Source organism: Terrabacter sp. 05T424 (assembly GCF_056396225.1).
The window spans coordinates 67,975-89,565 of the sequence record NZ_JBFTLB010000006.1; the positions used below are offsets into that span (position 1 = coordinate 67,975).

A 21,591-nucleotide genomic window follows, 5' to 3' on the forward strand; every position below is an offset into this window, starting at 1 on the left:
ATGACCGACAGCGCAGACGACACCTACTCGGGTCACGTCGAGCCGGGCGGCGCACCCGCAGTGCGCGAGCTGTCCCGGCTGACCGTGCGCAAGCAGTCCGTGGGCACGATGGACAACAACGCGTACCTGCTCACCTGCCGCGCCACCGGCACCCAGCTGCTCATCGACGCGGCGGCCGAGGGGCCACGGCTGCTCGAGCTCGTCGCCGAGGGCGGCGGCGGACTCGAGACGGTGGTGACCACGCACCAGCACTACGACCACGTCGGCGCCCTCGCCGAGGTCGTCGAGGCCACCGGTGCCCGCACGGTCGCCGGCGCCGACGACGCCGACGCGCTGCCCGTCCCGGTCGACGTCCGCGTCGGGCAGGGCGACACCGTCACCGTCGGCGACGTGACGCTCGACGTCGTGCACCTGCGCGGACACACGCCTGGCTCGATCGCGCTGGCCTACGCCGACCCCGAGGGGCACACGCACCTGTTCACCGGCGACAGCCTCTTCCCCGGCGGCATCGGCAACACGAAGAACCCGGGCCAGAGCTTCGACTCGCTCATCGAGGACGTCACCACCCGGGTGTTCGACGTCTACGACGACGACACGTGGTTCTACCCCGGTCACGGCGACGACTCGACCATCGGCGCCGAGCGGCCGCACGTCGATGAGTGGCGCGCCCGCGGCTGGTGAGTGCTCGCTGCCTCCAGGGGTGCGCGGTTCCGTCAGCGGTGCTTTGTGCAGCGCGCACTCCTGACGGGACCCTGCACTCCTGAGACCTCCGCGCACTCCTGTGAGGTCTCCGAGAACGTATGCCATGTGCTCGGGCCCGCCGCTCAGGCGCTGCCGGGCGTCCCGCTCACGGGCAGTCGCACCCGGAACCTGGTGTCGCCGGGGCGCGACTCGATCTCGATGCTGCCGCCGTGGCGCTCGACGATGATGCGGTGCGCGACGTCGAGGCCGAGGCCGGTTCCGCGCCCCACCTCCTTCGTCGTGTAGAACGCCTCGAACGCCCGCTGCTGCACCTCGGGGCTCATGCCGGCGCCGGTGTCGGCCACCTCGACGAGCACCGCATCGCCGTCGTGCCGCGTGCGCACGGTCAGGGTGCCGGTGCCCTCCATGGCGTCGACGGCGTTGTCGACGAGGTTCGTCCACACCTGGTTGAGCTCGCCGGGCATGCCGTCGACGAGCGGCACGTCGCTCCCCCAGTCGCGCACCACGGTGACCCCCGGGCGCAGGCGGGGCCCCATGACGAGCAGGGTGCTCTCGATGCCCTCGCGGACGTCGACTCGCTGGTGCGACGCGCGGTCCATCTGCGAGTACGTCTTGATGCCCGCCACGAGTTCGGAGACGCGCCGGGTCGACTCACGCACCTCGGCGAGCAAGGAGGCCACGTCGATGGTGCGGGCCACCCACTCGAGCGAGGCGCCCAGCGCGTCGCCCGGCACGGTCACGGCGGCCCGCTCGAGCCACGCGACGTCCGCGCCCGCTGACACGAGCGGGGCCGCGAGGTCCCACGGGTGCGCGACCCCGGCGTGCTCGAGCCAGTCCCCGAGCTCCTCCTCGCGGTCAGCCGTCTCGAGCGGGTCGGGCAGGGCTGATGGTGCGCTGAGCGAGCGGCGCAGCGAGTCGAGGGACTCGAAGCGCTCGGCAGTCAGACCTCGAACCGCCATGTGTCGCAAGGCTTCCAGCAGCCCGTCGCAAGCGCACTCGAGCTCGGCGGCCGAGCGCGCCGACGCTGCCGCCGGGTTGTTGATCTCGTGCGCGAGGCCGGCCGCGAGGGTGCCGAGCGTGACGAGGCCACTGCGCTGCCGGGCCGTGGCCTCGATGGAGCGGGCCGTTCCGTAGAGCCCGGCCACGAGGTGAGCTGCGAACGGGAACCACGCGTCGGCGAGGTCACGAAGACTCTGGGCGGGCACGCGCAGCATCCGCCCGGCAGCGACGCCGCGGGCGGTCGCGAGGTAGACGCCGTTCTCGTCCCAGGCCCGGAAGCCCCCGGCCCAGCGGCCCGGAACGTCCATCCGTCCGACGGTGACGTCCTCGCGGCCGATGTGGCGTGAGAGGTCGAGGGCTCCGTCGACGAGGGCCCACCAGTGGTCGGCGCGGTCGCCCTCGTGGAAGAGCACGTCGCCGGGCACCACCATGACCTCGTCGCCGGCCGCGAGCAGCTCGACGAGCTGGTCGTCGCGCAGCCCGTCGAAGAGCGGGACGGTGCGGAGGTCGGCGAGCTCGAGCATCCCTGGATCCCCACCCGTCAGATCGTCGCCAGGTAGCGGTGCACGAAGTACACCGACATCGAGCCCTCGCCGACGGCCGAGGCCACGCGCTTCATCGAGTCGGAGCGCACGTCCCCCGCGGCGAAGACGCCGGGAAGGCTCGTCTCGAGGGCAAAGGGCGGCCGGCTCAGGGTCCATCCGCCGGAGTGCGGACCGGACACGAGGTCGTGGCCGGTCACGACGAACCCGTGCGCGTCGCGCGACACCTCGCTGCCGAGCCAGTCGGTGCGGGGAGCGGCGCCGATGAAGACGAAGAGCCACGCGGCGTCGACCTCGGTCGTCGTGCCGAGGGCACGGTCGGCGAGCGTGAGACGTTCGAGGTGGCCGTCGCCGGCCGCCGCCACCACCTCGGTGCCGCACAGCACGCGGATGCGCTCGTCGGCACGGATCCGCTCGACGAGGTACTGCGACATGTTCGCCTCCAGCGAGGTGCCCCGGACGACGAGCGTGACCCGGCGCGCGTAGCGAGCGAGGTTGAGCGCCGCCTGCCCGGCCGAGTTCGCCGCGCCGACGACGTAGACCTCCTCCCCGCTGACGGCCGCGGCCTGGCCGGCGTTGGCGCCGTAGTGGACGCCGCGACCGACGAGCGCGTCGAGGCCAGCCGCCTCGAGCCGGCGGTAGGCGACCCCCGTCGCGAGGACGACACTCCGTGCCTCGATGTCGGTGAAGCCGTTGGTGCTCGAGCCGGGTGCAGAGCCCAGTGCGCCGTCTGCGCTCCCCTCGCCACCCTGGTCGCCCTTCTGAATGCCCTCGATGCCTTCGAGGCGCACGGCCCGGACCGGCCCCCGGGACTCGAGCGCGACGACGTCGCGCGCCAGCACCATCTCGGCGCCGAACCGCCGGGCCTGGGCGATCGCCCGCTGGGCCAGGTCCGCGCCGGAGAGACCACGCGGGAAGCCGAGGTAGTTCTCGATCGCCGCGCTCTGCCCTGCCTGCCCTCCCGGCGCCTCGTGCTCGACGATGACCGTGCTGAGGCCCTCGGACGCGGCGTAGACGGCGGCCGCCAGACCCGCGGGGCCGCCTCCGACGATGCAGAGGTCGTAGAGGTCGCGCTCGGCCCGGGTCCGGAGGCCCAGCGCGCTCGCGATCGCGACCGTCGTCGGCGCCCGGAGGGTCTCGCCGTCGGGCACGAGCACGAGTGGCAGCTCGTCGGGCTGCGCCCCGGCCAAATCGCGCAGCCGGGCCCCCTCGTCGTCGCGCTCGACGTCGAGCCACACGTAGGGCACATGGTTGTTGGCGAGGAAGGTCTTGACGGTGTGGCTGCCCTCGGACCAGCGGTCCCCCACGACGCGTACGTCGTTCGTGTGGTCGGGATGGGCGTTGTGCCAGTCGGCGAGGAGGTCGTCGATGACGGGGTAGAGGTTCTCGTCGGGCGGGTCCCACGGCTTGAGGAGGTAGTGGTCGAGCCCGATGTCGTTGATGGCGGCGATCGCGACGTCCGTGTCGGCGTACGCCGTGAGCAGGAGCAGCTTGGCGTCCGGCACGTCGGCGCGCACCCGGGCGAGCACCTCGATGCCGGTCAGGCCGGGCATGCGCTGGTCGGCTGCGACGAGGGCCAGCGGCTGGCCCTTCAGCAGGAGCCGCGCCACGAGGTCGAGGGCCTCGGCGCCCGAGCCGGCCCGGAGGATGCGGTGGTCGGCGCCGTAGCGGGCCCGCAGGTCCCGCGCGATCGCAGCCGAGACCGGAGCGTCGTCGTCCACCGTGAGGATTGCCGGTCTCGCCACGCGCCCAGCGTACGAGCGGCACGCCCCGCGTGGGGGGGAGTGCGCAGACTCGGCTCGCTCCCGCGCTCTCGCGCTACTGGGCGTCCTCGAGGTCGGGGGTGGGGTCGGGATCGAGCTCGGCGATGAGCGACTCGAGCTCGGCCCGGAGGAAGTCGAGGTCGGCGGGCACGTTGGTCAGGATCATGTGGCGACGCGGGTTGTTGGCGACGCACAGCCCGATGCCGAGCCGCGACCGGCCGTGGCGCTCGCGCCAGGCGCGCTCGAGCGCCGGACCGCCGGACCAGTCGACCGGGGCGTGGAGCCAGCCCTGCACGTCCACGAGGTCGCCGTCGGGGCCGTGGCGGCGGTTCTTCGGGGGATCGAATCCTTCGACGGTGATTCGCTCTTCCATGTTCTGACGGTACGGCCCACGAGGCGCGGCGACCAGTACCTCGCGCCGGTGCACACCGAATCGTGCTCCGGCACCCAGCCGTTTCGCAGTCGTTGCGCGGCCGACAGGACCCGTCCCGGACCGGCGGACGCCCGATGCCGTTCGGGTGCGAGGATGGCGGGCGTGAACGTCGCCGAGAGCAGCACCGCAGCCGTCACCGCCACCCACCTCGTCCGGGTCCCCGTGACGACGGTCTGGTCCACTCCCGGGAGCCCACGCCCCGTCGACGCCGCGATCGTCGCGGACCAGCCCGACGCGGTGGCCTGGCTGGCGGCGATGGACGCCGACGCGGCCTCCGACGGCGCCGTCGACGACGGCACCCGCGCGGGTCGCCTCGGCCTCCACGGCCTGGTCGAGACGCAGCTCGTCGAGGGTGAGCCCGTCGTCGTGACCGAGCTGGACGACACTGGTCGGTGGGCCCACGTGGTCGCGCCGTGGCAGCTCTCCCCCAAGGACGACCGCGGCTATCCGGGCTGGGTGCCGCTGGCGCACCTCGCCCCGCTCACGCCAGGGTCGCGGGTGGTCGGCCCCGAGCGCGCGGAGACGCCCAGCACCCCCGAGACCGGCTCGGCCTCGTCCGTCGACCCCGACGAGCCGGGCGACTCGGTGCACCCCGCCCTGACCGAGGCCCGCTCCCACGTCGGCCTGCCCTACCTGTGGTCGGGGCTGACCCCGCTCGGCTTCGACTGCTCCGGACTCGTCCTGCACACGTGGCGCGGTCTCGGGGTCGTCGTCGCCCGCGACGCGTACGCGCAGGCCGACTTCGCGACGCCGGTGCCGCTCGACGCGGTGCAGCCCGGTGACCTCTACTTCTTCGCGCGGGCCGGAGCCCGCATCCACCACGTCGGCATCGTCGTGCGCCCGGGCCGGATGGTGCACGCGTCCGAGACGGGCGGTGTGCTCGTCGAGGAGGACCTGCCCGCCGAGCGACTCGACACGCTCGTCGCGGCCGGGCGCCTGCCGATGCCGTGAGCGTCGACCGTCGCACCGCCCCGCTGCTCGTCCTCGGTGGTGTCCTGTCGGTGCAGTTCGGCGGCGCCTTCGCCGCCACGCTGGTGCCCCGCATCGGGGCCACCGGGTCGGTGCTGCTGCGCCTCTTCTTCGCCATGGTGATCCTGTATGCCGTCGCCCGCCCCTCGTGGCGCCGACGGACGCGCGCCGACTGGGGCACCGTGGTGCTCTTCGGTCTCGCTCTCGCCGCGATGAACACCTCCTTCTATGCCTCGCTCGCGCACCTGCCGATCGGGGTCGCCGTCACCATCGAGTTCCTCGGACCCCTCGGTCTCGCAGCGTCGCTCAGCCGTCGGCCGCGCGACGTCGTCGCGGTGGGCGCCGCCGCCCTGGGTGTCGTCCTGGTGTCCGGCGTACTCCACACGTCGTGGGACCGGCTCGACCTCGTCGGCGTCGGTTTCGCCGCGCTGGCGGGCGTGATGTGGGCCGCCTACATCGTGCTCAGCCAACGCACCGGCCACGCCTTCGCCGGGCTCGACGGTCTCGCCCTGGCGCTGATCGTGTCGACGGTCGCCGTCGCACCCCTGGGCCTGGGCACGATGGACCGCTGGACCCCTCGGGACGTCGCGCTCGGGCTCGGCATCGCGGTGCTGTCGTCCGTGCTGCCCTACTCCCTCGAGCTCGTCGCCCTGCGACACCTGGCACAGCACGTGTTCGGCATCCTGCTCAGCCTCGAACCCGTGGTCGCCGCCCTGGCCGGCTTCGTCGTGCTGCACCAGGTCCTCGAGGTCGGGCAGGTCGCGGGGATGGCTCTCGTCGTGCTCGCCAGCGCCATCGTGCTCGGCGCCCGGTCCAGACCGGAGACCCCCGACGCCGCGCTGGGACCCGGCTGATGGGGCACGAGCTCCTCCCCGCCCAGCGCCGCCATCCTGCACCTGCGCCCAGCCCGGAAAGCTTCTTGACCTCACGTCGGCTTGAGGTCCTAACGTCGCGGAATGACCTCGACCACGATGCGCCCTGAGCCCCCGGCGGCTGGCGCGGACGACCGCGGCGGACTGCTCTCCCCCGCACTGCGGGCCACGACCATCGGCGTGCTGGCCCTCGTCTCCCTGCACGCCTTCGAGGCACTCGCGCTCACCACGGTGATGCCGACGATCGCGCGCGCGCTCGACGGGGCATCCCTCTATGCGATGGCCTTCACGGCGACGCTCGCCGCGGGCATCGTCAGCATCGTCTGGTCCGGCAACCTCGCGGACCGACGAGGACCACGACCGCCACTGCTGCTGGGGCTCACGCTCTTCGCCGTCGGTCTCATCGGTGCCGGCCTCGCCCCCACGATGGGCGTCCTCGTCGCGGCGCGCGTCGTGCAGGGCCTCGGCGCCGGCATGACGAGCACTGCCCTCTACGTGCTCGTCACCCGCGTGTACCCCCAGCGACTGCACACCGCGATCCTCGCCGGCTTCTCGGCAGCCTGGGTCGTGCCGTCGATCGTCGGCCCGTTCGTCGCCGGATTGATCGCCCAGACGATCGGCTGGCGGTGGGTCTTCGGCCTGGCCCTCGTGGTCCTCGTCGTGGCCGCGATCCTCCTCGGACGCATCGTCAGCGGCCTGCGCCAGGAGGTCGTCGACGTGCCGTGGCGCTGGCGCGCGATCGCCGCATCGGTCGTCCTCGCCGTGGCGGTGCTCGGCCTCAACGCCGTGGCGGAGCGACTCGACGCGCTCGGCCTCGCCGTCGCGGTCATCGCGGTGGCGGTCGTCGCCCTGACCCTGCTGCCGCTGACACCACGCGGCACCCTCCGCGCGGCTCGCGGCCTCCCGACCGACATCACCCTGCGCGCCCTGGCCTTCGCGGCTTTCAGTGGCGCCGAGGTCTACCTGCCGCGCCTGCTCACCGAGCGCGACGGGCTCAGCCCGAGTCTGGCCGGGGTCGCGCTGACCGTCACCGGCGTCACCTGGTTCGTCGGGTCGTGGGTGCAGGGACGATGGGACCGTCGCTTCGAGATCGGCCGCACTGCTGCAGTGTCGCTGGCCGCCATCACCCTGACCCTGGGGGCCATCGCGCTCGCCGTGGCGACCGACGCACCGACGTGGGTGCTCATCGCCCTCTTCCCGGCCATCGGTCTCGGCATCGGCACCCTCTACCCCCGGGTCACGGCGCAGGCCCTCGCTCGGGCCGACTCGACGGAGCAGGGCTTCGTCAGCTCGGCCCTGCAAATCGGTGACTCGGCCGGGGCCGCCACCGCCATCGCCCTGTCGGCCATCGTGTTCTCCGCCGCCGGCTCGGGGGTGCCCGTGGCCTACGTCGCGGTCTTCGCTGTCATGGCGGCACCGGCCCTGCTGGGCTGGCTCGTCGCCCACCGGGTCCGCTGACGCCGCCAACCACATCGCGAGGCGTACCTCTCCGATCGAGAGAGCGCTCCGTCAGATCCCCCAGGTGACGGAGAGTTCTCTCGATTGGTGAGGCCTCCTCCGTGCGATGCGACGTAGCCTCGGCTCGTTACGCTCGGGGCATGAGCCGAATCTTCACGGTCAGCGTCGCGTCGGTGTATCCCCACTACGTGAACAAGGTGGAGCGCAAGGGGCGCACCAAGGCAGAGCTAGACCAGGTGATCGAGTGGCTGACCGGCTTCGACGGGGCGGCCCTGGCCCATCACCTGAAGGCCGAGACGACCTTCGAGGACTTCTTCGCGGACGCCCGGCTCAACGCGCGCGTCGACCAGATCAAGGGCGTCGTCTGCGGGGTCCGGGTCGAGGAGATCGACGACCCGCTGATGCAGAAGATCCGCTACCTCGACAAGCTCGTCGACGAGCTTGCCAGGGGCAAGGCGATGGACAAGGTCCTACGGGCGTAGGGCCCCTACCTCGAGTGCGATGACTCGACGGCGCCGCTGTCCGCCGCCTGGAGACGCGCGTCGCGACGCGACTTCCAGAGGCTCGCCACGGTCGTCACGCCGAGGATGAGGACGATCGCGCCGAGGGACACCAGGATCGGGATGTCGGGCACGCCCTCGATCGGCTTGCCGCCGTTGATGAACGGCAGGTTGTTCTCGTGCAGCGCGTGCATGATGAGCTTGACGCCGATGAAGGCGAGCAGGACCGCCAGCCCGATGCTGAGGTAGACGAGCTTCTTGAGCAGGCCGCCGATGAGGAAGTAGAGCTGGCGCAGGCCCATCAGGGCGAAGATGTTGGCAGTGAGGACGAGGAAGGGCTCCTTCGTCAGGCCATAGATCGCCGGGATCGAGTCGAGTGCGAAGAGCAGGTCGGTCGTGCCGAGCGCGAGGATCACGATGAGCATCGGCGTGATGACGCGCTTGCCGTTCTCGACGACGGTCAGGTGCGTGCTGTGCCACTCCTTGGTGGCCGGGAAGCGCTTCTCGATCCAGAGCAGCAGGCGGTTCTCGTGGTACTCGTCGTCATCGCTCTCTCCCCCGGTCGCGAGCTTGATCGCGGTGTACACGAGGAAGGCGCCGAAGATGTAGAACACCCAGGCGTACGCGTTGATGACGACGGCGCCGAGCGCGATGAAGATGCCGCGCAGGATGATCGCGATGATGATGCCGATCATCAGCGCCGACTGCTGGAGCTTCTGCGGCACCTTGAAGCTGGCCATGATCAGCAGGAAGACGAAGAGGTTGTCGACCGAGAGGGAGTACTCGGTGAGCCAGCCGGCGTAGAACTCTCCGGCGTACTGTCCGCCCCACTCGAACCACACGAAGAGGCCGAAGAGAACCGCCGCCCCGACGTAGAAGGCAAGGTGTCGCCCGGCCTCGGCCATCGAAGGAACGTGCGGTCGGCGCGCGATGACGAGCACGTCGATCAGGAGGAACACGGTCATCAAACCGATCGTGAGGAACCAGCCCCAAGCGGGAACGTTCATGGGCACAACCTTCCGGTCACCAAGTCAGTAACCGGAGGTCTCTCCCGCCCGGCCGATGCAGCGATCTGTCTGGCCGGACCGACGGGACCGGGAGCTGGTGGTGGGACCTGCTCCGTGATGACGAGCCCGTCGTTTCGGGGATACTCCCCTCCGTGAACGCTTGATCCTCTCACCGTCGGGGTCGGGCCTCAAATCCGGTCCCGCTCCCTGGTCACCCCGTGGTCAACCCGTGATCACCTGGGTCGCCGGCTCCGCGGCAGTCCGGCCACGACGATGTCGTAGGAGGTCTCGATCGCCTCGATCAGCTCGTCCTCCTCGATGGGTCCGCCGAGCCGCAGGGAGTTCCATCCGTGGCGGCCGATGTAGGCCAGCACCGACGCGTCGTCGGGGTAGCGGTGCAGCCACTCGTCGGCCTCCTGGCGGTTGCCGGCGGACTTGACCCCGATCGACGTGTCGCCGAGGAAGACGAAGATCTTGTCGGCGACCTTGGCGACGGTGTCGCCGTCCCACGGGGAGTCCTCCCACGCCCCGGGCAGTGCGAGCGCGGCAGAGCGAAGGCGCCGTGCGAGCGTCGCCTCCTCCTCTGCCTCGCCCTTGCGCGGGGCCATCAGCGGGTCGCTGCGCTCATCTGCCGGAGCTCCTTCTTGAGCTCACCGATCTCGTCGCGCAGCCGGGCCGCGAGCTCGAAGTGCAGGTCGGCGGCAGCCTGGTGCATCTGCGTGGTGAGCTCCTGGATGAGTCCGGCGAGGTCGGCCGCCGCCATGTCGGCCGGTCGGTTGGAGGTGCCGCCCGCCGACACACCGACGTCGGCCGCCATCGCCCCGCGACCGGCACCGCTCTTGCCGCGCGACTGCATGCGCCCCGACCCGAGCAGCTCCTGGGTGTCGGCGTCCTCGCGCTCGAGGAGGTCGGTGATGTCGGCGATCTTCTTGCGCAGCGGTGTCGGGTCGATGCCATGCTCGGTGTTGTAGGCGATCTGCTTCTCGCGACGCCGGTTCGTCTCGTCGAGCGCCTGCTCCATCGACGGCGTCATCTTGTCGGCGTACATGTGCACCTGGCCCGACACGTTGCGCGCCGCGCGGCCGATCGTCTGGATGAGCGAGCGTGCCGACCGGAGGAAGCCCTCCTTGTCGGCGTCGAGGATCGACACGAGCGACACCTCGGGCAGGTCGAGGCCTTCGCGGAGCAGGTTGATGCCGACGAGCACGTCGAAGACGCCGGTGCGCAGCTCGCGGAGCAGCTCGACGCGGCGCAGCGTGTCGATGTCGCTGTGGAGGTAGCGGACCCGGATGCCCTTGTCGAGGAGGTAGTCGGTGAGGTCCTCGGCCATCTTCTTCGTCAGGGTCGTGACGAGCACGCGCTCGTTGCGCTTGGTGCGCTCCTGGATCTCGTGCATGAGGTCGTCGATCTGGCCCTTGGTCGGCTTGAGCACGACCTGGGGGTCGACGAGGCCGGTGGGGCGGATGATCTGCTCGACGGGCGTTCCGGACTTGGCGAGCTCGTACTCCCCCGGCGTGGCCGAGAGGTAGATCGTCTGGCCGATGCGCTCGAGGAACTCCTCCCACTTGAGCGGCCGGTTGTCCATCGCGCTCGGCAGCCGGAAGCCGTGCTCGACGAGCATCCGCTTGCGCGACATGTCGCCTTCGTACATCGCGCCGATCTGCGGCACGGTCTGGTGCGACTCGTCGAGGACGAGCAGGAAGTCCTCGGGGAAGTAGTCGATGAGGCAGTTCGGTGCCGAGCCGGACGTGCGGCCGTCGATGTGCCGACTGTAGTTCTCGATGCCGTTGCAGAAGCCGACCTGGCGCATCATCTCGACGTCGTAGGTCGTGCGCATGCGCAACCGCTGCGCCTCGAGCAGCTTGCCCTGCTTCTCGAAGAGCGCGAGCTGGTCCTCGAGCTCGAGCTCGATGCCGCGGATCGCCCGCTCCATCCGCTCGGGGCCGGCGACGTAGTGGGAGGCCGGGAAGACGTACATCTCCTGCTCCTCGTTGACGACCTCTCCCGTCACGGGATGCAGCGTGTAGATGCGCTCGATCTCGTCACCGAAGAACTCGATGCGGATCGCGAGCTCCTCGTAGACCGGGATGATCTCGACCGTGTCGCCCCGCACCCGGAAGGTGCCACGGGTGAACGCGAGGTCGTTGCGGGTGTACTGCATCTCCACGAACCGGCGCAGGAGGTCGTCGCGGACGATCTCCTGGCCGACCTTGAGCCGCGCCATGCGGTCGACGTACTCCTGTGGGGTGCCGAGACCGTAGATGCACGACACCGACGCGACGACGATGACGTCGCGCCGGGTCAGCAGCGAGTTGGTCGCCGAGTGGCGCAGCCGCTCGACCTCGTCGTTGACCGAGCTGTCCTTCTCGATGTAGGTGTCGGTCTGCGGGATGTACGCCTCGGGCTGGTAGTAGTCGTAGTAGCTGACGAAGTACTCGACGGCGTTGTTGGGCAGCAGCTCACGGAACTCGTTGGCGAGCTGCGCGGCAAGCGTCTTGTTGGGCGCCATGACGAGCGTCGGCCGCTGCACCTGCTCGATGAGCCAGGCGGTCGTGGCGGACTTGCCGGTGCCGGTCGCGCCGAGGAGGACGGTGTCCTGCTCGCCCGCCTTGACGCGTCGCGCGAGCTCGGCGATGGCGGTGGGCTGGTCGCCGCTCGGGGTGTATTCGGAGATCACCTCGAAGGGGGCCACCGTGCGCTGCAGGTCGGTCGTGGGACGCATGGCTCAACCGTACGTCGCACGACCGACAGCGCCCACTCGCCTACTGCTCCCAGACGTAGGCCGGCCGCAGCTCGACGGTGTCGCCCGGACCGGCGAAGTTCACGGCGAGCTCCTCGGCTCGTTCCTGCGACGCCACGTCGAGCAGGAAGAAGCCGGCGAGGTGCTCCTTGCTCTCGGCGTACGGGCCGTCGGTCGCGACGGTGCCGCTCGCGTCCCAGCGGTAGAGCCGTGCCGACGCGGGGTCGCCTAGTGCCTCACCACCCTTGAGCTCGCCGCTCTTGGACAGCTCCTCCAGCATCGCGTCGAACGCGGCGCCCCCGCGCTCGCGCTCCTCCTGCGGCCGGGCGAGCGCCTCGGGCATGAAGTTGCCGGTCGGGTGGCCCCAGGGCTGCGGGTTGGAGTGGATGAGGATGACGTACTTCATGGGTCGATGCCTTTCGGTTCGCGAGCGGCCAGTCTGCCGCCTCACCCGTGACGTCGGAGCCGTCCACACCGTCTCGACATCGCGGACGGAAGAAAGTGGGAGACCCACGCCTCACGGCACGCGGTGGGTCCACTCCGGGGTCGCGAACTTCTCGTCGACGAGACGCTGCGCCGCCTCGAGCTCGCCCTCCGAGTAGTCGGAGGCTTTCGCCCGGTGCCGCCGCGCGAACGAGGCCGCGAACGACTCGAGGATCGCGTCGCGGGTCATGCCGGTCTGTGAGCGCATCGGGTCGACCCTCTTGTTCGCCGACTTCGTGCCCTTGTCGCTCATCTTCTCGCGGCCGATGCGCAGCACCTCGAGCATCTTGTCGGCGTCGATGTCGTAGGCCATGGTCACGTGGTGCAGCACGGCACCGGCGACGAACCGCTTCTGCGCGGCACCACCGATCTTGCCCTTGTCGCTCGCGATGTCGTTGAGCGGCACGAAGTGCGCGTTGACACCGACGTCGGCGAGCGCCTCGATGACCCACTCGTCGAGGAAGGAGTAGGAGCGTTCGAAGCTGAGGCCCTCGACGAGCGAGGTCGGCACGACGAGGGAGTACGTGATCGTGTTGCCGGGCTCCATGAACATCGCTCCACCACCCGAGATGCGGCGCACGACGTCGATGCCGTGGCGCTCGGCCCCCTCGAGGTCGACCTCGTTGCGGAACGACTGGAACGAGCCGATGACGACGAGCGGGCTGTCCCAGTCCCAGAAGCGCAGGGTCGGCGGTCGCTCGCCGGCGGCGACCTCTCGGGCGATGACCTCGTCGAGCGCGACGTGCATCGCGGGGTCGAGCACCCGCGGCGGGATGACGTCGAAGACGTGGTCGTCCCACCCGGTCGCCTTGCCGAGCGCGCGCCGGACGGCGATGCCGATCGCCTCGGCGCTGAACCCGACCATCGTCACCCCGTCGGCGAGGGCGCCCGAGACGGCCCCGGCCAGCTGCTCCACCCCGGCGTCGACCGGCATGCCGCTGAGTGCCGCGTTGATGTCGTCGAGCGCCTCGTCGGGCTCGAGGAAGAAGTCGCCCGAGACGCTCACGTCGGCGAGGCGCCCATCCACCTCCTCGACATCGACCGCCACGAGCTTGCCACCGGGGACCTTGTACTCACCACGCATGTCACCCACAACACCACACCCCGCCCGGGTATGCCGGCTGCCGGGGTTCGGCTCGCACGCGCGGTCAGCGGGGCTGCCAGTCGGTGCGCTCCGCCCACGCGTTCGCGCGCTGCCACGCGCCCTCGAACCACGGCTCCTTGGCGACGACGTAGTCCGAGGTCGTCACGTGCTGCTCGAGCAGTCGCCGCTTCTCGGCGGCGTACGCCTCACGCTCGCCGGGCTCGTGGCGTAGCCAGTCGCGGAAGAGGAGCGCGAATCGCCAACCGGCGGAACCGTGCTCGCGCACGTGGACGTGCACGTGGTTGCCGGGGTCGCAGCCGCCGAGGAACTGCTTGAGCCAGGCCGACGCGTCGGCGCCCTCGGGATGCGGGGTGTCCGAGTGGATGCCGTGGTTGAAGACGTAGCCGGCGTCGGCCAACGACTTGCGCAGGTCGTCGCGGTCGACATCCGCGAGCCGGCGCACCCCGACCTGCACGTCGAGCACGTCCTTGGCGAGGAGCCCCGGCACCGACGTCGATCCCACGTGCGACACCTCCGTGACCACTCCGGTGGGTGCGAGAGCGGCCGCGAGCCGGGCCACGACGCGCTCGGCCCTGGCCTCCCAGTCCGCCCGCGGCTCGACGACGCAGTCGCTCGCCCGGTCCGGACGCCGGGACCGTGTGCCGCTCGCGAGGTTGGCCGCGTAGGGCGCCAGCCGCTGCTCCCAGAGATCGTCGACGGCACGCTCGAGGGCCACGGGGGTGCCGTCGTTGGGCAGCACGACGTCCGCGACGGCAGCGCGCTGGGCGTCGGTGGCCTGCGAGGCGATGCGTCGCCGGGCGTCGGCCTCGTCGAGGCCCCGCTGCTCGACGAGCCGTCGCACCCGCACGTCCTCGTCGGCCTCGACGACGACCGAGAGGTGCTCGTGCACCCAGAGTCCGCGCTCGACGAGCAGCGGCATGTCGTAGACGGAGACGGCGCCTTCGGGCGCGGACGAGCGCAGCACCGCCACCCGCGCGACGATCGCGGGGCCGGTGATGGCGTCCAGCGCTGCCAGCTCGTCGGCGTCGGCGAAGACGACGGCGGCCAGGGCGGCGCGGTCGAGGCTGCCATCGGGACGCATCACGGAGTCGCCGAAGCGCTCGTGGATCGACTCGAGGGTCGGCTGCCCGGGCTCGACGACCTCCCGCGCGACGGCGTCGGCATCGACGACGTGCGCGCCGAGCTCACCCAGCCTCCGGGAGACCGTCGACTTGCCCGACCCGATGCCTCCGGTGACTCCGACGCGCAGCACGCCCCCCACCCTACGGTCCTCCCCCCTGACACCTGCCGAACGCCGCGTTCGGTCTCGAAAACCGTGTTGCAGCAGCGCGTTCGTCGTCGAACGACGCGTTCGGTGCGGTGGGGAGGGGCCTCAGGCGAGGCGGGCGGGGAAGCCACCACGGGCGATGGGTCCCCAGCGGGTCGGCGTGACACGCAGCAGCGACTTGCCCTGGTCGCGCATGGCCTCGCGGTACTCGTCCCAGTCGGGGTGCTCGCCGGAGATCGCCCGGTAGTAGTCGACGAGGGGCTCGACGGAGTCGGGCAGGTCGATGACCTCGCAGTCACCGTCGACCTGCACCCACTCTCCGCCGAAGTCGTCGGACAGGACCAGCACGCTGACGTGCGGGCGCTTGCGGGCGTTCGCGGTCTTGGCGCGCTCGGGATAGGTGGAGATGACGATGCGGCCCTCACCGTCGACGCCGCCGGTGACCGGTGACGTCTGCGGGCGACCGTCGGCGCGTTGCGTCACGAGCACCATCGAGTGCCGTGGCCGCACGAACTCGAGCAGAGCGTCGCGGTCGACCTCGGTGTTGGTGGCGATCTGGCGTGGCATCTCAGTCCTCCTTGAGCTCGGGTGGGCCGACGCTGGCCCGGTCGAAGACGGCCACGAGCGCCTCGGCAAGCCAGCCGGCATACATCCGGTGGCTCCAGCCGCTGCGCCGCACGAACCGGTCGTAGATCTCGGGGCCGGTGATCGCCCAGACGATGTCGATGAAGCGCTCGCGGTCGAGCTCGGGCGGCAGCCCGTGAGCGCGCTCGAGGGCGTTGAGGGCATTGGTGTTGCCCGCCCGGCGCTCGCGGTCGATCGTCGCGACGAAGTCCTGGAGCCCGCTGTCGCCGCCGGCGCCCTGGGCCAGGATGACCCCGAGCAGCGGGCCGACCCGCTCGTAGATGGTCGCGCACAGGGCGGCGTACGCCCGGACGAACGACTCACGGTCAGGGGCCTCGGACATCGCCCGGAACTCTGGCCGCTCCTGCATGGCCACCGGCGCGTCGTCACCGGCGAGCATGACGTCGTAGACGGCCTTGACGACATCGGCCTTGCCGCCCACCGCGTTGTAGACCGTCTGGGCGCTGACCCCCGCCGACGAGGCGAGCTGGCTGACCGACATGGCGTGGTAGCCCTCGCGGAGCAAAATGTCACCGGCCGTGTCGATGATCCGCCGTCGTGTGGCGCGGGCCGCCTCAGCCCGCGTGCTGTTGTCGTAGACCCGGTCTGTTGACATCGGTGCCCTTCGAAAGCATCATTGGTTTCGCTGGAACGGCGTTCCAGCGAATGGGTGGGGTCCAGGGGTCCCCACCCATACCGCTGCACTCGCGGCCGTGCCTACAGCGGCGACCTGTCGACCGCACGAGTGTGCCACGCCAATCCCGGCCTCCGCCCCGCAGGGCTCTGGAGGGGGGCGAGGGGCCGGACCCGGTGTCCGTCCCCTCGCTGGCGTGCACGGCCGGGCGCCGCGGTCAGACCGGGGTGGCTGCACCAGGGGTCGACGCGACCACAGCGAGGGCGCGGTCGGGGTAGTCGCTCACGATGCCGTCGACGCCCGCCGCGACGAGCTCGGCGATGCGCGCCGGCTCGTTGACCGTCCACGGCAGGACGGCGAGGCCCGCCGAGTGCGCCTGCTCGACGAAGGCGCGGTCGACCATCCCATGGTCGGGCGAGATCACCCGGGCGCCCACCGCGACGGCGCCGGCGAACACGTCGTCGTGGGTCTCCCCCGGCCGGATGCTGCCCGTGAGCGGGCTTCCCGGATGCCAGGTCACCGACGACTCCACGAGAGCCGAACGCAGCACGTCGGGTGCGAGCTCGGCCGAGAGCTCCAGGACGGCCCAGTCGAAGGAGTGGACGAAGCACTGCCGCTCGACGCCGTGCTCGTGCACTGCGGCCAGCACGCCCTCGAGCAGCTGCCGCCGGGCCGCCACCTCACGCTCGTCGCGTGGGTCTACCTTGAGCTCGATCGTCCACCAGACGCCAGGCGCGTGCTCGAGGCCGTGTGCGAGCACCTCGGACAGCGTGGAGATGCGGGCGCCCGGATCGGGTTGCTGTCCGGCGCAGTCCGGCAGCGTGAGGCTGCCGACGTCGACCGTGCGCAGCTGCGGGAGCGTCAGGTCGTCGACGCGCGCCCCGACGAGGTCGGGGCCGGTCGACCGGCACTTGATCGGGAGCAGCTCGGTGTCGTGCCACACCACCACGTGCCCGTCGGCGGTGAGCCGCACGTCGAGCTCGACCCCGGTGGCACCCACGCCGTATGCCGCGGCGAAGCTCGCGAGGGTGTTCTCGACGACGAGCCCCTTGGCTCCGCGGTGGCCCTCCACGTCGAAGCGGCCCGACGCCCACGGGCCGGGGCGCGAGGCCACCTCAGGCCTCGATCCGCTCGCCGGACTCGGCGTCGAACAGGTGCACCTCGCCACGGTTCGGCTCGACGTGCACGACGTCGCCGACTGTCAGGTGCGTGCGCTTGTCGAGGCGGACGGTCACCCGGCCGGCGTCCTCACCGGCGCCCGCAGGTCGCCCGTAGACGAACGACTCCGAGCCGAGCGACTCGACGAGCTCGACGTTGAGCGCCAGCGCGGAGGAGTCCGCGCCGGCGTCGGGCGAACCGACGACGTGCCACGACTCGGGACGCAGGCCGACGACGACCTTCTCCCCCGCCCGCCCAGCGACCCCTCGGTCGAGGGGCACCGGCACGCCGTGCACGTCGGCTCGGCCCTCGCGCACCGTGGACTCGACGAGGGTGATGGCCGGAGACCCGATGAACGAGGCGACGAACGTGTTGACGGGGGCGTCGTAGAGCCGCTCCGGCGTGTCGACCTGCTGGAGCTTCCCGTCACGCAGCACGGCGACCCGGTGACCCATCGTCATCGCCTCGACCTGGTCGTGGGTGACGTAGACGGTCGTGATGCCGAGGCGGCGCTGCAGCCCGGCGATCTGCGAGCGCGTCGACACGCGGAGCTTCGCGTCGAGGTTCGAGAGCGGCTCGTCCATGCAGAACACCTTGGGGTTGCGCACGATCGCACGGCCCATGGCGACGCGTTGGCGCTGGCCGCCGGACATCTGGCCGGGCTTGCGGTCGAGCAGCTGCTCGAGCTCGAGGATCTTCGCGGCCTCGGCGACGCGCTGCGTCGTCTCGGCCTTGCTCACCTTCGCGTTGTCGAGGGCGAAGGCCATGTTCTGGGCCGCCGTCATGTTCGGGTAGAGCGCGTAGCTCTGGAACACCATGGCGATGTCGCGGTCGCGGGGTCGCACGCCCTTCTGGTCGTGCCCGTCGACGAGGATGCGGCCGCCGTCGATCGGCTCGAGCCCGGCGAGCATGCGCAGCGTCGTCGACTTGCCGCAGCCCGACGGGCCGACGAGCACGAGGAACTCGCCATCGGCGATGTCGAGCGTGATGCCGTCGACGGCGGGTGCGTCGTCCTTGGAGAACTTACGAGTCGCCTCGTCGAAGTACACGGTTGCCATGGGAGGCCTCTCGGGTCGTTCCGGTCTGGTGCGGCACCCGCCGGGCCCCCTGCAGGAAGGGACCCGGCGGCATACCCAAGCGGGGCGTCAGGCGCCGAGCTTGCTCTTGATCTGCGAGTCGAAGACCTGCTGGCTCTCGGCGTCGAGCGCCTTGAAGACCGTGGCGACGTCCTGGCCCTGGACGACCTGGTCGAGCGCCTTGCCGATGCGGGCGCCGCCACCGGGCAGGAGGACCCGGACGTTGTCCTGCGAGCGGGTCTTGGGCAGCTGCTCGATCGCCGTCTTCGCGTTGGGGTTCTTCTCGAGGAACGTCTTCTCCTCCGGCAGGTCGACGGCCGACTTGCGCACGGGCATGTAGCCGGTCGCCTGTGTGAAGGTGACGGTGTTCTGGGCGTTGGTGAGGAACTCGATGAACTTCAGCGCGTTCTTCTTGCGGTCGTCGCTGATGTTCGCCGGGATGCCGACGCCGGCGCCACCGGTCGGGCAGTTGCCGTCGCCGGGCAGGAACGCCGTGCCCACGGCGAACTTGGCGTCCTTCGCGACGCCACCCAGCGAGCCGGTCGACATCATGCTGCAACCGACGATGCCGGCCGTGAAGTCGGGCGCCGGGTCCTTGGACAGCTTGAGGAAGCCGTTCTTCGCGAGCCCCTGGAGGTAGGTGCCGGCCTTGACCGTGTTGGGGTCGGAGAACGTGGGCGTCCAGTCCTTCGAGTAGGCGCCGCCGTAGCCCCACACCATGTTCTGGAAGACCCAGTCGAGGTAGTTCGACCCGTCGGGCAGCTCCATGACGATCTTGTCGGAGCCCGCGGCTGCCTTGATCTTGGGCGCCCACGTGAGGAACTCGTCCCAGTCCTTCGGGCCGCGGTCCTCGAGGCCGGCAGCCTTCCAGAGGTCCTTGTTGTAGTAGAAGAGCGGCGTCGATCGCGAGAACGGCAGCGCGAAGTGCTTGTCGTCGAGGTTGTAGTCGTTGTACAGCGCGTCGACATAGTCACCCGTGTCGATCTTCGCGGCCGACAGCAGGTCGTCGAGGGGGGCGAGCTGCTTGTTGAGGGCGAAGTTGAACCACGTGACGTCCGAGACGACGACGACGTCGGGCAGCTGCCCGCCCGCGAGGGAGGCGTTGAACTTCTGCGCGACCTCCTCGTAGTTCTTGCCCGCGTCGACGAGCTTGACCTTGAGGGTCGGGTTGGCCGCCTCGAAGGCCTTGATGATCTGCTGCTCCACGGGCTTGCTGTTGCCCGGGTGGTTGCTCCAGAACTCGATGGTGTTGCTCGCGGCGCCGCCGTTGCCACCGGACGACGGCGCGGTGCCGGTGCCGGCGCAGGCCGCGAGCCCCGCGACGCCTGCCGCCCCGGCGAGACCGAGGAAGCCTCGGCGTGAGAACTCGTTCATGGGTGGTGCCTTTCCCTGTAGGTGGTGAATGGGTGGTGGGAGGACGGCGAGCCGGAGCCGGTCGCCGAGGACTGCGGCGGTCAGCTCTTGACGGCGCCCGCGGTGAGGCCCTTGATCATCTGGCGCTGGAGGAAGAGGAAGAGCACGAGGATCGGAAGCATCGCGAGGATCGTGCCGGCCATGACCGGCCCCCAGTTCGTGACGCCGTCGTTGTTCTGCAGGAAGGTGAGGCCGACGGGGAGAGTCGCGGTGCTCTCGTCGTCGGACATCAGGTAGGGCCAGAGGTACTCGTTCCACTCGTTGACCACGGTGATGAGCGAGAACGCCACGAGCGTCGGCCACGACATCGGCATGACGACCCGCCAGAGCAGCTTCATGGGTCCGGCCCCGTCGAGCCGGGCCGCCTCGATGATCTCCCCCGGAAGGCTGAGGAACTGGTTGCGCATGAGGAACGTGCCGAACGCGACCCCCGCCAGCGGGACGATGATGCCCTGGAAGGTGTTGCGCCAGCCGAGCTGGGCGACGAGCGCGTAGTTGCTGATCACCGTGATCTGGTTGGGCACCATGAGCGCCGCGATCACGACGAGGAAGACGACCGACCGCCCCGGAAAACGCAGCAGCGACAGGGCGTACGCGCTCAGCACACCGAGCACGATCTTGGCCACCGACGTCGCCGACGTGATGATGACGGAGTTGCGCACGTAGTCGAAGAACGGGATGCGCGTCGTCAGCTCGCGGTAGTTGTCGGTCGTCAGCGGGTCGGGCCACCACTGGGCCGGGCGCACGTAGATGTCGCCACGGTCCTTGAACGACGTGATGAGGATCCAGAAGAGCGGGACGGCGACGAGGAGGACGACGAGCACGATGCCGACGTAGCCCAGCGTGGTCCACAGCGGCCCGCGGTTGTGGGTCGAGGCCTCGGTGTTGTGGGCGGCTCGCTGTCGCTGGCGTCGCGTGCGCTGCGGCGGGGCGGTCTCGTCGTCGAGCGCGCCGATGACGGTGGACGTGCTCATGACTTCTGCCCCCGGTCCATGAAACGCACCTGGACGACCGTGACGGCGAGCAGGATGACGAACATGATGGTCGCGACGGTGGCGCCGTAGCCGGCGCGCTGGTTGACGAACGTCTCCTGGTAGACCTGGTAGACGAGGGTGGCGGTGCCGTTGCCCTGGGGTCCACCGCGGGTCATCACGTTGATGATGTCGAAGACCTGGACCGAGCTGAGCAGCACGGTGATCGACAGGAAGAACGTCGTCGGCCGCAGCTGTGGCATGAGCACGCGCCGGAAGCGCGTCCACGCCGAGGCACCATCGATCTCGGCAGCCTCGTCGAGGTCTGCTCGGCGGCCCTGCAACGCAGCGAGGTAGATGACGAAGGTGTAGCCCAGGTTCTTCCAGATGTAGGTGACGGTCACCATGAAGAGGGCCCAGCCCGGCTGCTGGTAGAAGTCCGGCGAGCCGACACCGACGCGGGCCAACAGGTCTCGCACGAGGCCGAACTGCGGGTCGAAGACGAACTGGAAGGCGATGCCGACGGCGGCCCCCGAGATGACGAACGGGGCGAAGACGACCGAGCGGACGAGGTTGCGGCCCTTGAGCTTCTGGTCGAGAAGAAGCGCGAGGCCGAGACCGAGCGCCATCGAGACACCGACGGTCGCGACGGTGAAGACGAGCGTGTTGCGCACGACCACCCGGGTGTCGTCGCGACCGAACCACTCGACGTAGTTGGCGAACCCGACGGGGTTCGCCACCGGCGAGCTGATGTTCCAGTCGGTGAAGGACAGCCTGATGTTGTCGAGCAGCGGCCGGTAGGTGAAGACGATGAGCAGGATGAGGTTGGGCAGGAGGAGCAACGCCGCGAGCGTCCACTCCCAGGCCCGCCCACT

The 21,591-nt window shown here is 70.5% G+C and carries 21 protein-coding genes; 5 read left to right on the forward strand and 16 right to left on the reverse strand.

What is annotated here, in order from left to right:
* On the forward strand, positions 1 to 681 hold the full coding sequence (locus AC1DE0_RS13845) for an MBL fold metallo-hydrolase (protein WP_478101459.1): 681 nt from the start codon (positions 1 to 3) through the stop codon (positions 679 to 681).
* A gap of 143 nt (positions 682 to 824) precedes the next feature.
* On the opposite strand, the gene AC1DE0_RS13850 is transcribed toward AC1DE0_RS13845, so the two are convergent.
* The 3 genes from AC1DE0_RS13850 to AC1DE0_RS13860 all read right to left on the reverse strand — a co-directional run bounded on the left by AC1DE0_RS13850 (position 825) and on the right by AC1DE0_RS13860 (position 4,379).
* The gene (locus AC1DE0_RS13850; protein WP_478101461.1) at positions 825 to 2,225 is read right to left on the reverse strand and encodes an ATP-binding protein; all 1,401 of its coding nucleotides are present in this window, start codon (positions 2,223 to 2,225) and stop codon (positions 825 to 827) included.
* Between the two features lie 17 nt (positions 2,226 to 2,242).
* On the reverse strand, positions 2,243 to 3,988 hold the full coding sequence (locus AC1DE0_RS13855; RefSeq protein WP_478101465.1) for an NAD(P)/FAD-dependent oxidoreductase: 1,746 nt from the start codon (positions 3,986 to 3,988) through the stop codon (positions 2,243 to 2,245).
* Positions 3,989 to 4,061: 73 nt separating this feature from the next.
* On the reverse strand, positions 4,062 to 4,379 hold the full coding sequence (locus AC1DE0_RS13860) for a hypothetical protein (RefSeq protein WP_478101467.1): 318 nt from the start codon (positions 4,377 to 4,379) through the stop codon (positions 4,062 to 4,064).
* Positions 4,380 to 4,541: 162 nt separating this feature from the next.
* On the opposite strand from AC1DE0_RS13860, the gene AC1DE0_RS13865 reads away from it, so the two are divergent.
* From AC1DE0_RS13865 to AC1DE0_RS13880, 4 genes are all read left to right on the forward strand, one after another.
* Positions 4,542 to 5,390 (forward strand): C40 family peptidase, encoded by an 849-nt coding sequence (locus AC1DE0_RS13865; protein ID WP_478101469.1) that lies wholly within the window; start codon positions 4,542 to 4,544, stop codon positions 5,388 to 5,390.
* Positions 5,387 to 6,262, forward strand: coding sequence for an EamA family transporter (locus AC1DE0_RS13870; RefSeq protein WP_478101471.1), 876 nt, complete (start codon positions 5,387 to 5,389; stop codon positions 6,260 to 6,262). The genes AC1DE0_RS13865 and AC1DE0_RS13870 overlap by 4 nt, the downstream gene beginning before the upstream one ends.
* 102 nt (positions 6,263 to 6,364) lie before the next feature.
* Positions 6,365 to 7,738, forward strand: a complete 1,374-nt coding sequence (locus AC1DE0_RS13875) for an MFS transporter (protein WP_478101475.1) — start codon at positions 6,365 to 6,367, stop codon at positions 7,736 to 7,738.
* Between the two features lie 140 nt (positions 7,739 to 7,878).
* Positions 7,879 to 8,220: a DUF2200 domain-containing protein gene (locus AC1DE0_RS13880; protein WP_478101477.1), complete on the forward strand. Its 342-nt coding sequence runs from the start codon at positions 7,879 to 7,881 to the stop codon at positions 8,218 to 8,220.
* A gap of 5 nt (positions 8,221 to 8,225) precedes the next feature.
* Here the strand turns inward: AC1DE0_RS13880 and AC1DE0_RS13885 are convergent, their stop codons facing one another.
* The 13 genes from AC1DE0_RS13885 to AC1DE0_RS13945 all read right to left on the reverse strand — a co-directional run bounded on the left by AC1DE0_RS13885 (position 8,226) and on the right by AC1DE0_RS13945 (position 21,558).
* The gene (locus AC1DE0_RS13885) at positions 8,226 to 9,245 is read right to left on the reverse strand and encodes a TerC family protein (RefSeq protein WP_478101479.1); all 1,020 of its coding nucleotides are present in this window, start codon (positions 9,243 to 9,245) and stop codon (positions 8,226 to 8,228) included.
* Between the two features lie 233 nt (positions 9,246 to 9,478).
* The gene (locus AC1DE0_RS13890) at positions 9,479 to 9,853 is read right to left on the reverse strand and encodes an MmcQ/YjbR family DNA-binding protein (RefSeq protein WP_478101481.1); all 375 of its coding nucleotides are present in this window, start codon (positions 9,851 to 9,853) and stop codon (positions 9,479 to 9,481) included.
* Complete coding sequence (gene uvrB, locus AC1DE0_RS13895) at positions 9,853 to 11,967, reverse strand: excinuclease ABC subunit UvrB (RefSeq protein WP_478101483.1); 2,115 nt, start codon at positions 11,965 to 11,967, stop codon at positions 9,853 to 9,855. Before uvrB ends, AC1DE0_RS13890 begins: the two co-directional genes overlap by 1 nt.
* 40 nt (positions 11,968 to 12,007) lie before the next feature.
* Positions 12,008 to 12,391 (reverse strand): YciI family protein, encoded by a 384-nt coding sequence (locus AC1DE0_RS13900; RefSeq protein WP_478101485.1) that lies wholly within the window; start codon positions 12,389 to 12,391, stop codon positions 12,008 to 12,010.
* Between the two features lie 111 nt (positions 12,392 to 12,502).
* Complete coding sequence (locus AC1DE0_RS13905) at positions 12,503 to 13,552, reverse strand: lipoate--protein ligase family protein (RefSeq protein WP_478101487.1); 1,050 nt, start codon at positions 13,550 to 13,552, stop codon at positions 12,503 to 12,505.
* Between the two features lie 64 nt (positions 13,553 to 13,616).
* Positions 13,617 to 14,825 (reverse strand): dephospho-CoA kinase, encoded by a 1,209-nt coding sequence (gene coaE / locus AC1DE0_RS13910; protein WP_478101489.1) that lies wholly within the window; start codon positions 14,823 to 14,825, stop codon positions 13,617 to 13,619.
* 120 nt (positions 14,826 to 14,945) lie between these two features.
* Positions 14,946 to 15,407 (reverse strand): PPOX class F420-dependent oxidoreductase, encoded by a 462-nt coding sequence (locus AC1DE0_RS13915; RefSeq protein ID WP_478101491.1) that lies wholly within the window; start codon positions 15,405 to 15,407, stop codon positions 14,946 to 14,948.
* A gap of 1 nt (position 15,408) precedes the next feature.
* A complete protein-coding gene (locus AC1DE0_RS13920; protein ID WP_478101493.1) occupies positions 15,409 to 16,080 on the reverse strand; it encodes a TetR/AcrR family transcriptional regulator in 672 nt (223 codons plus the stop codon).
* Positions 16,081 to 16,315: 235 nt separating this feature from the next.
* Entirely contained in the window at positions 16,316 to 17,212 is an 897-nt protein-coding gene (locus AC1DE0_RS13925; protein ID WP_478101495.1) for a glycerophosphodiester phosphodiesterase family protein, read from the reverse strand.
* Position 17,213: 1 nt separating this feature from the next.
* Positions 17,214 to 18,314 (reverse strand): ABC transporter ATP-binding protein, encoded by a 1,101-nt coding sequence (locus tag AC1DE0_RS13930; protein WP_478101497.1) that lies wholly within the window; start codon positions 18,312 to 18,314, stop codon positions 17,214 to 17,216.
* A gap of 87 nt (positions 18,315 to 18,401) precedes the next feature.
* A complete protein-coding gene (locus AC1DE0_RS13935) occupies positions 18,402 to 19,706 on the reverse strand; it encodes an ABC transporter substrate-binding protein (protein WP_478101499.1) in 1,305 nt (434 codons plus the stop codon).
* Positions 19,707 to 19,786: 80 nt separating this feature from the next.
* Complete coding sequence (locus AC1DE0_RS13940; RefSeq protein WP_478101500.1) at positions 19,787 to 20,719, reverse strand: carbohydrate ABC transporter permease; 933 nt, start codon at positions 20,717 to 20,719, stop codon at positions 19,787 to 19,789.
* A complete protein-coding gene (locus AC1DE0_RS13945) occupies positions 20,716 to 21,558 on the reverse strand; it encodes a carbohydrate ABC transporter permease (protein WP_478101502.1) in 843 nt (280 codons plus the stop codon). Before AC1DE0_RS13945 ends, AC1DE0_RS13940 begins: the two co-directional genes overlap by 4 nt.
* Positions 21,559 to 21,591: the final 33 nt, after the last annotated feature.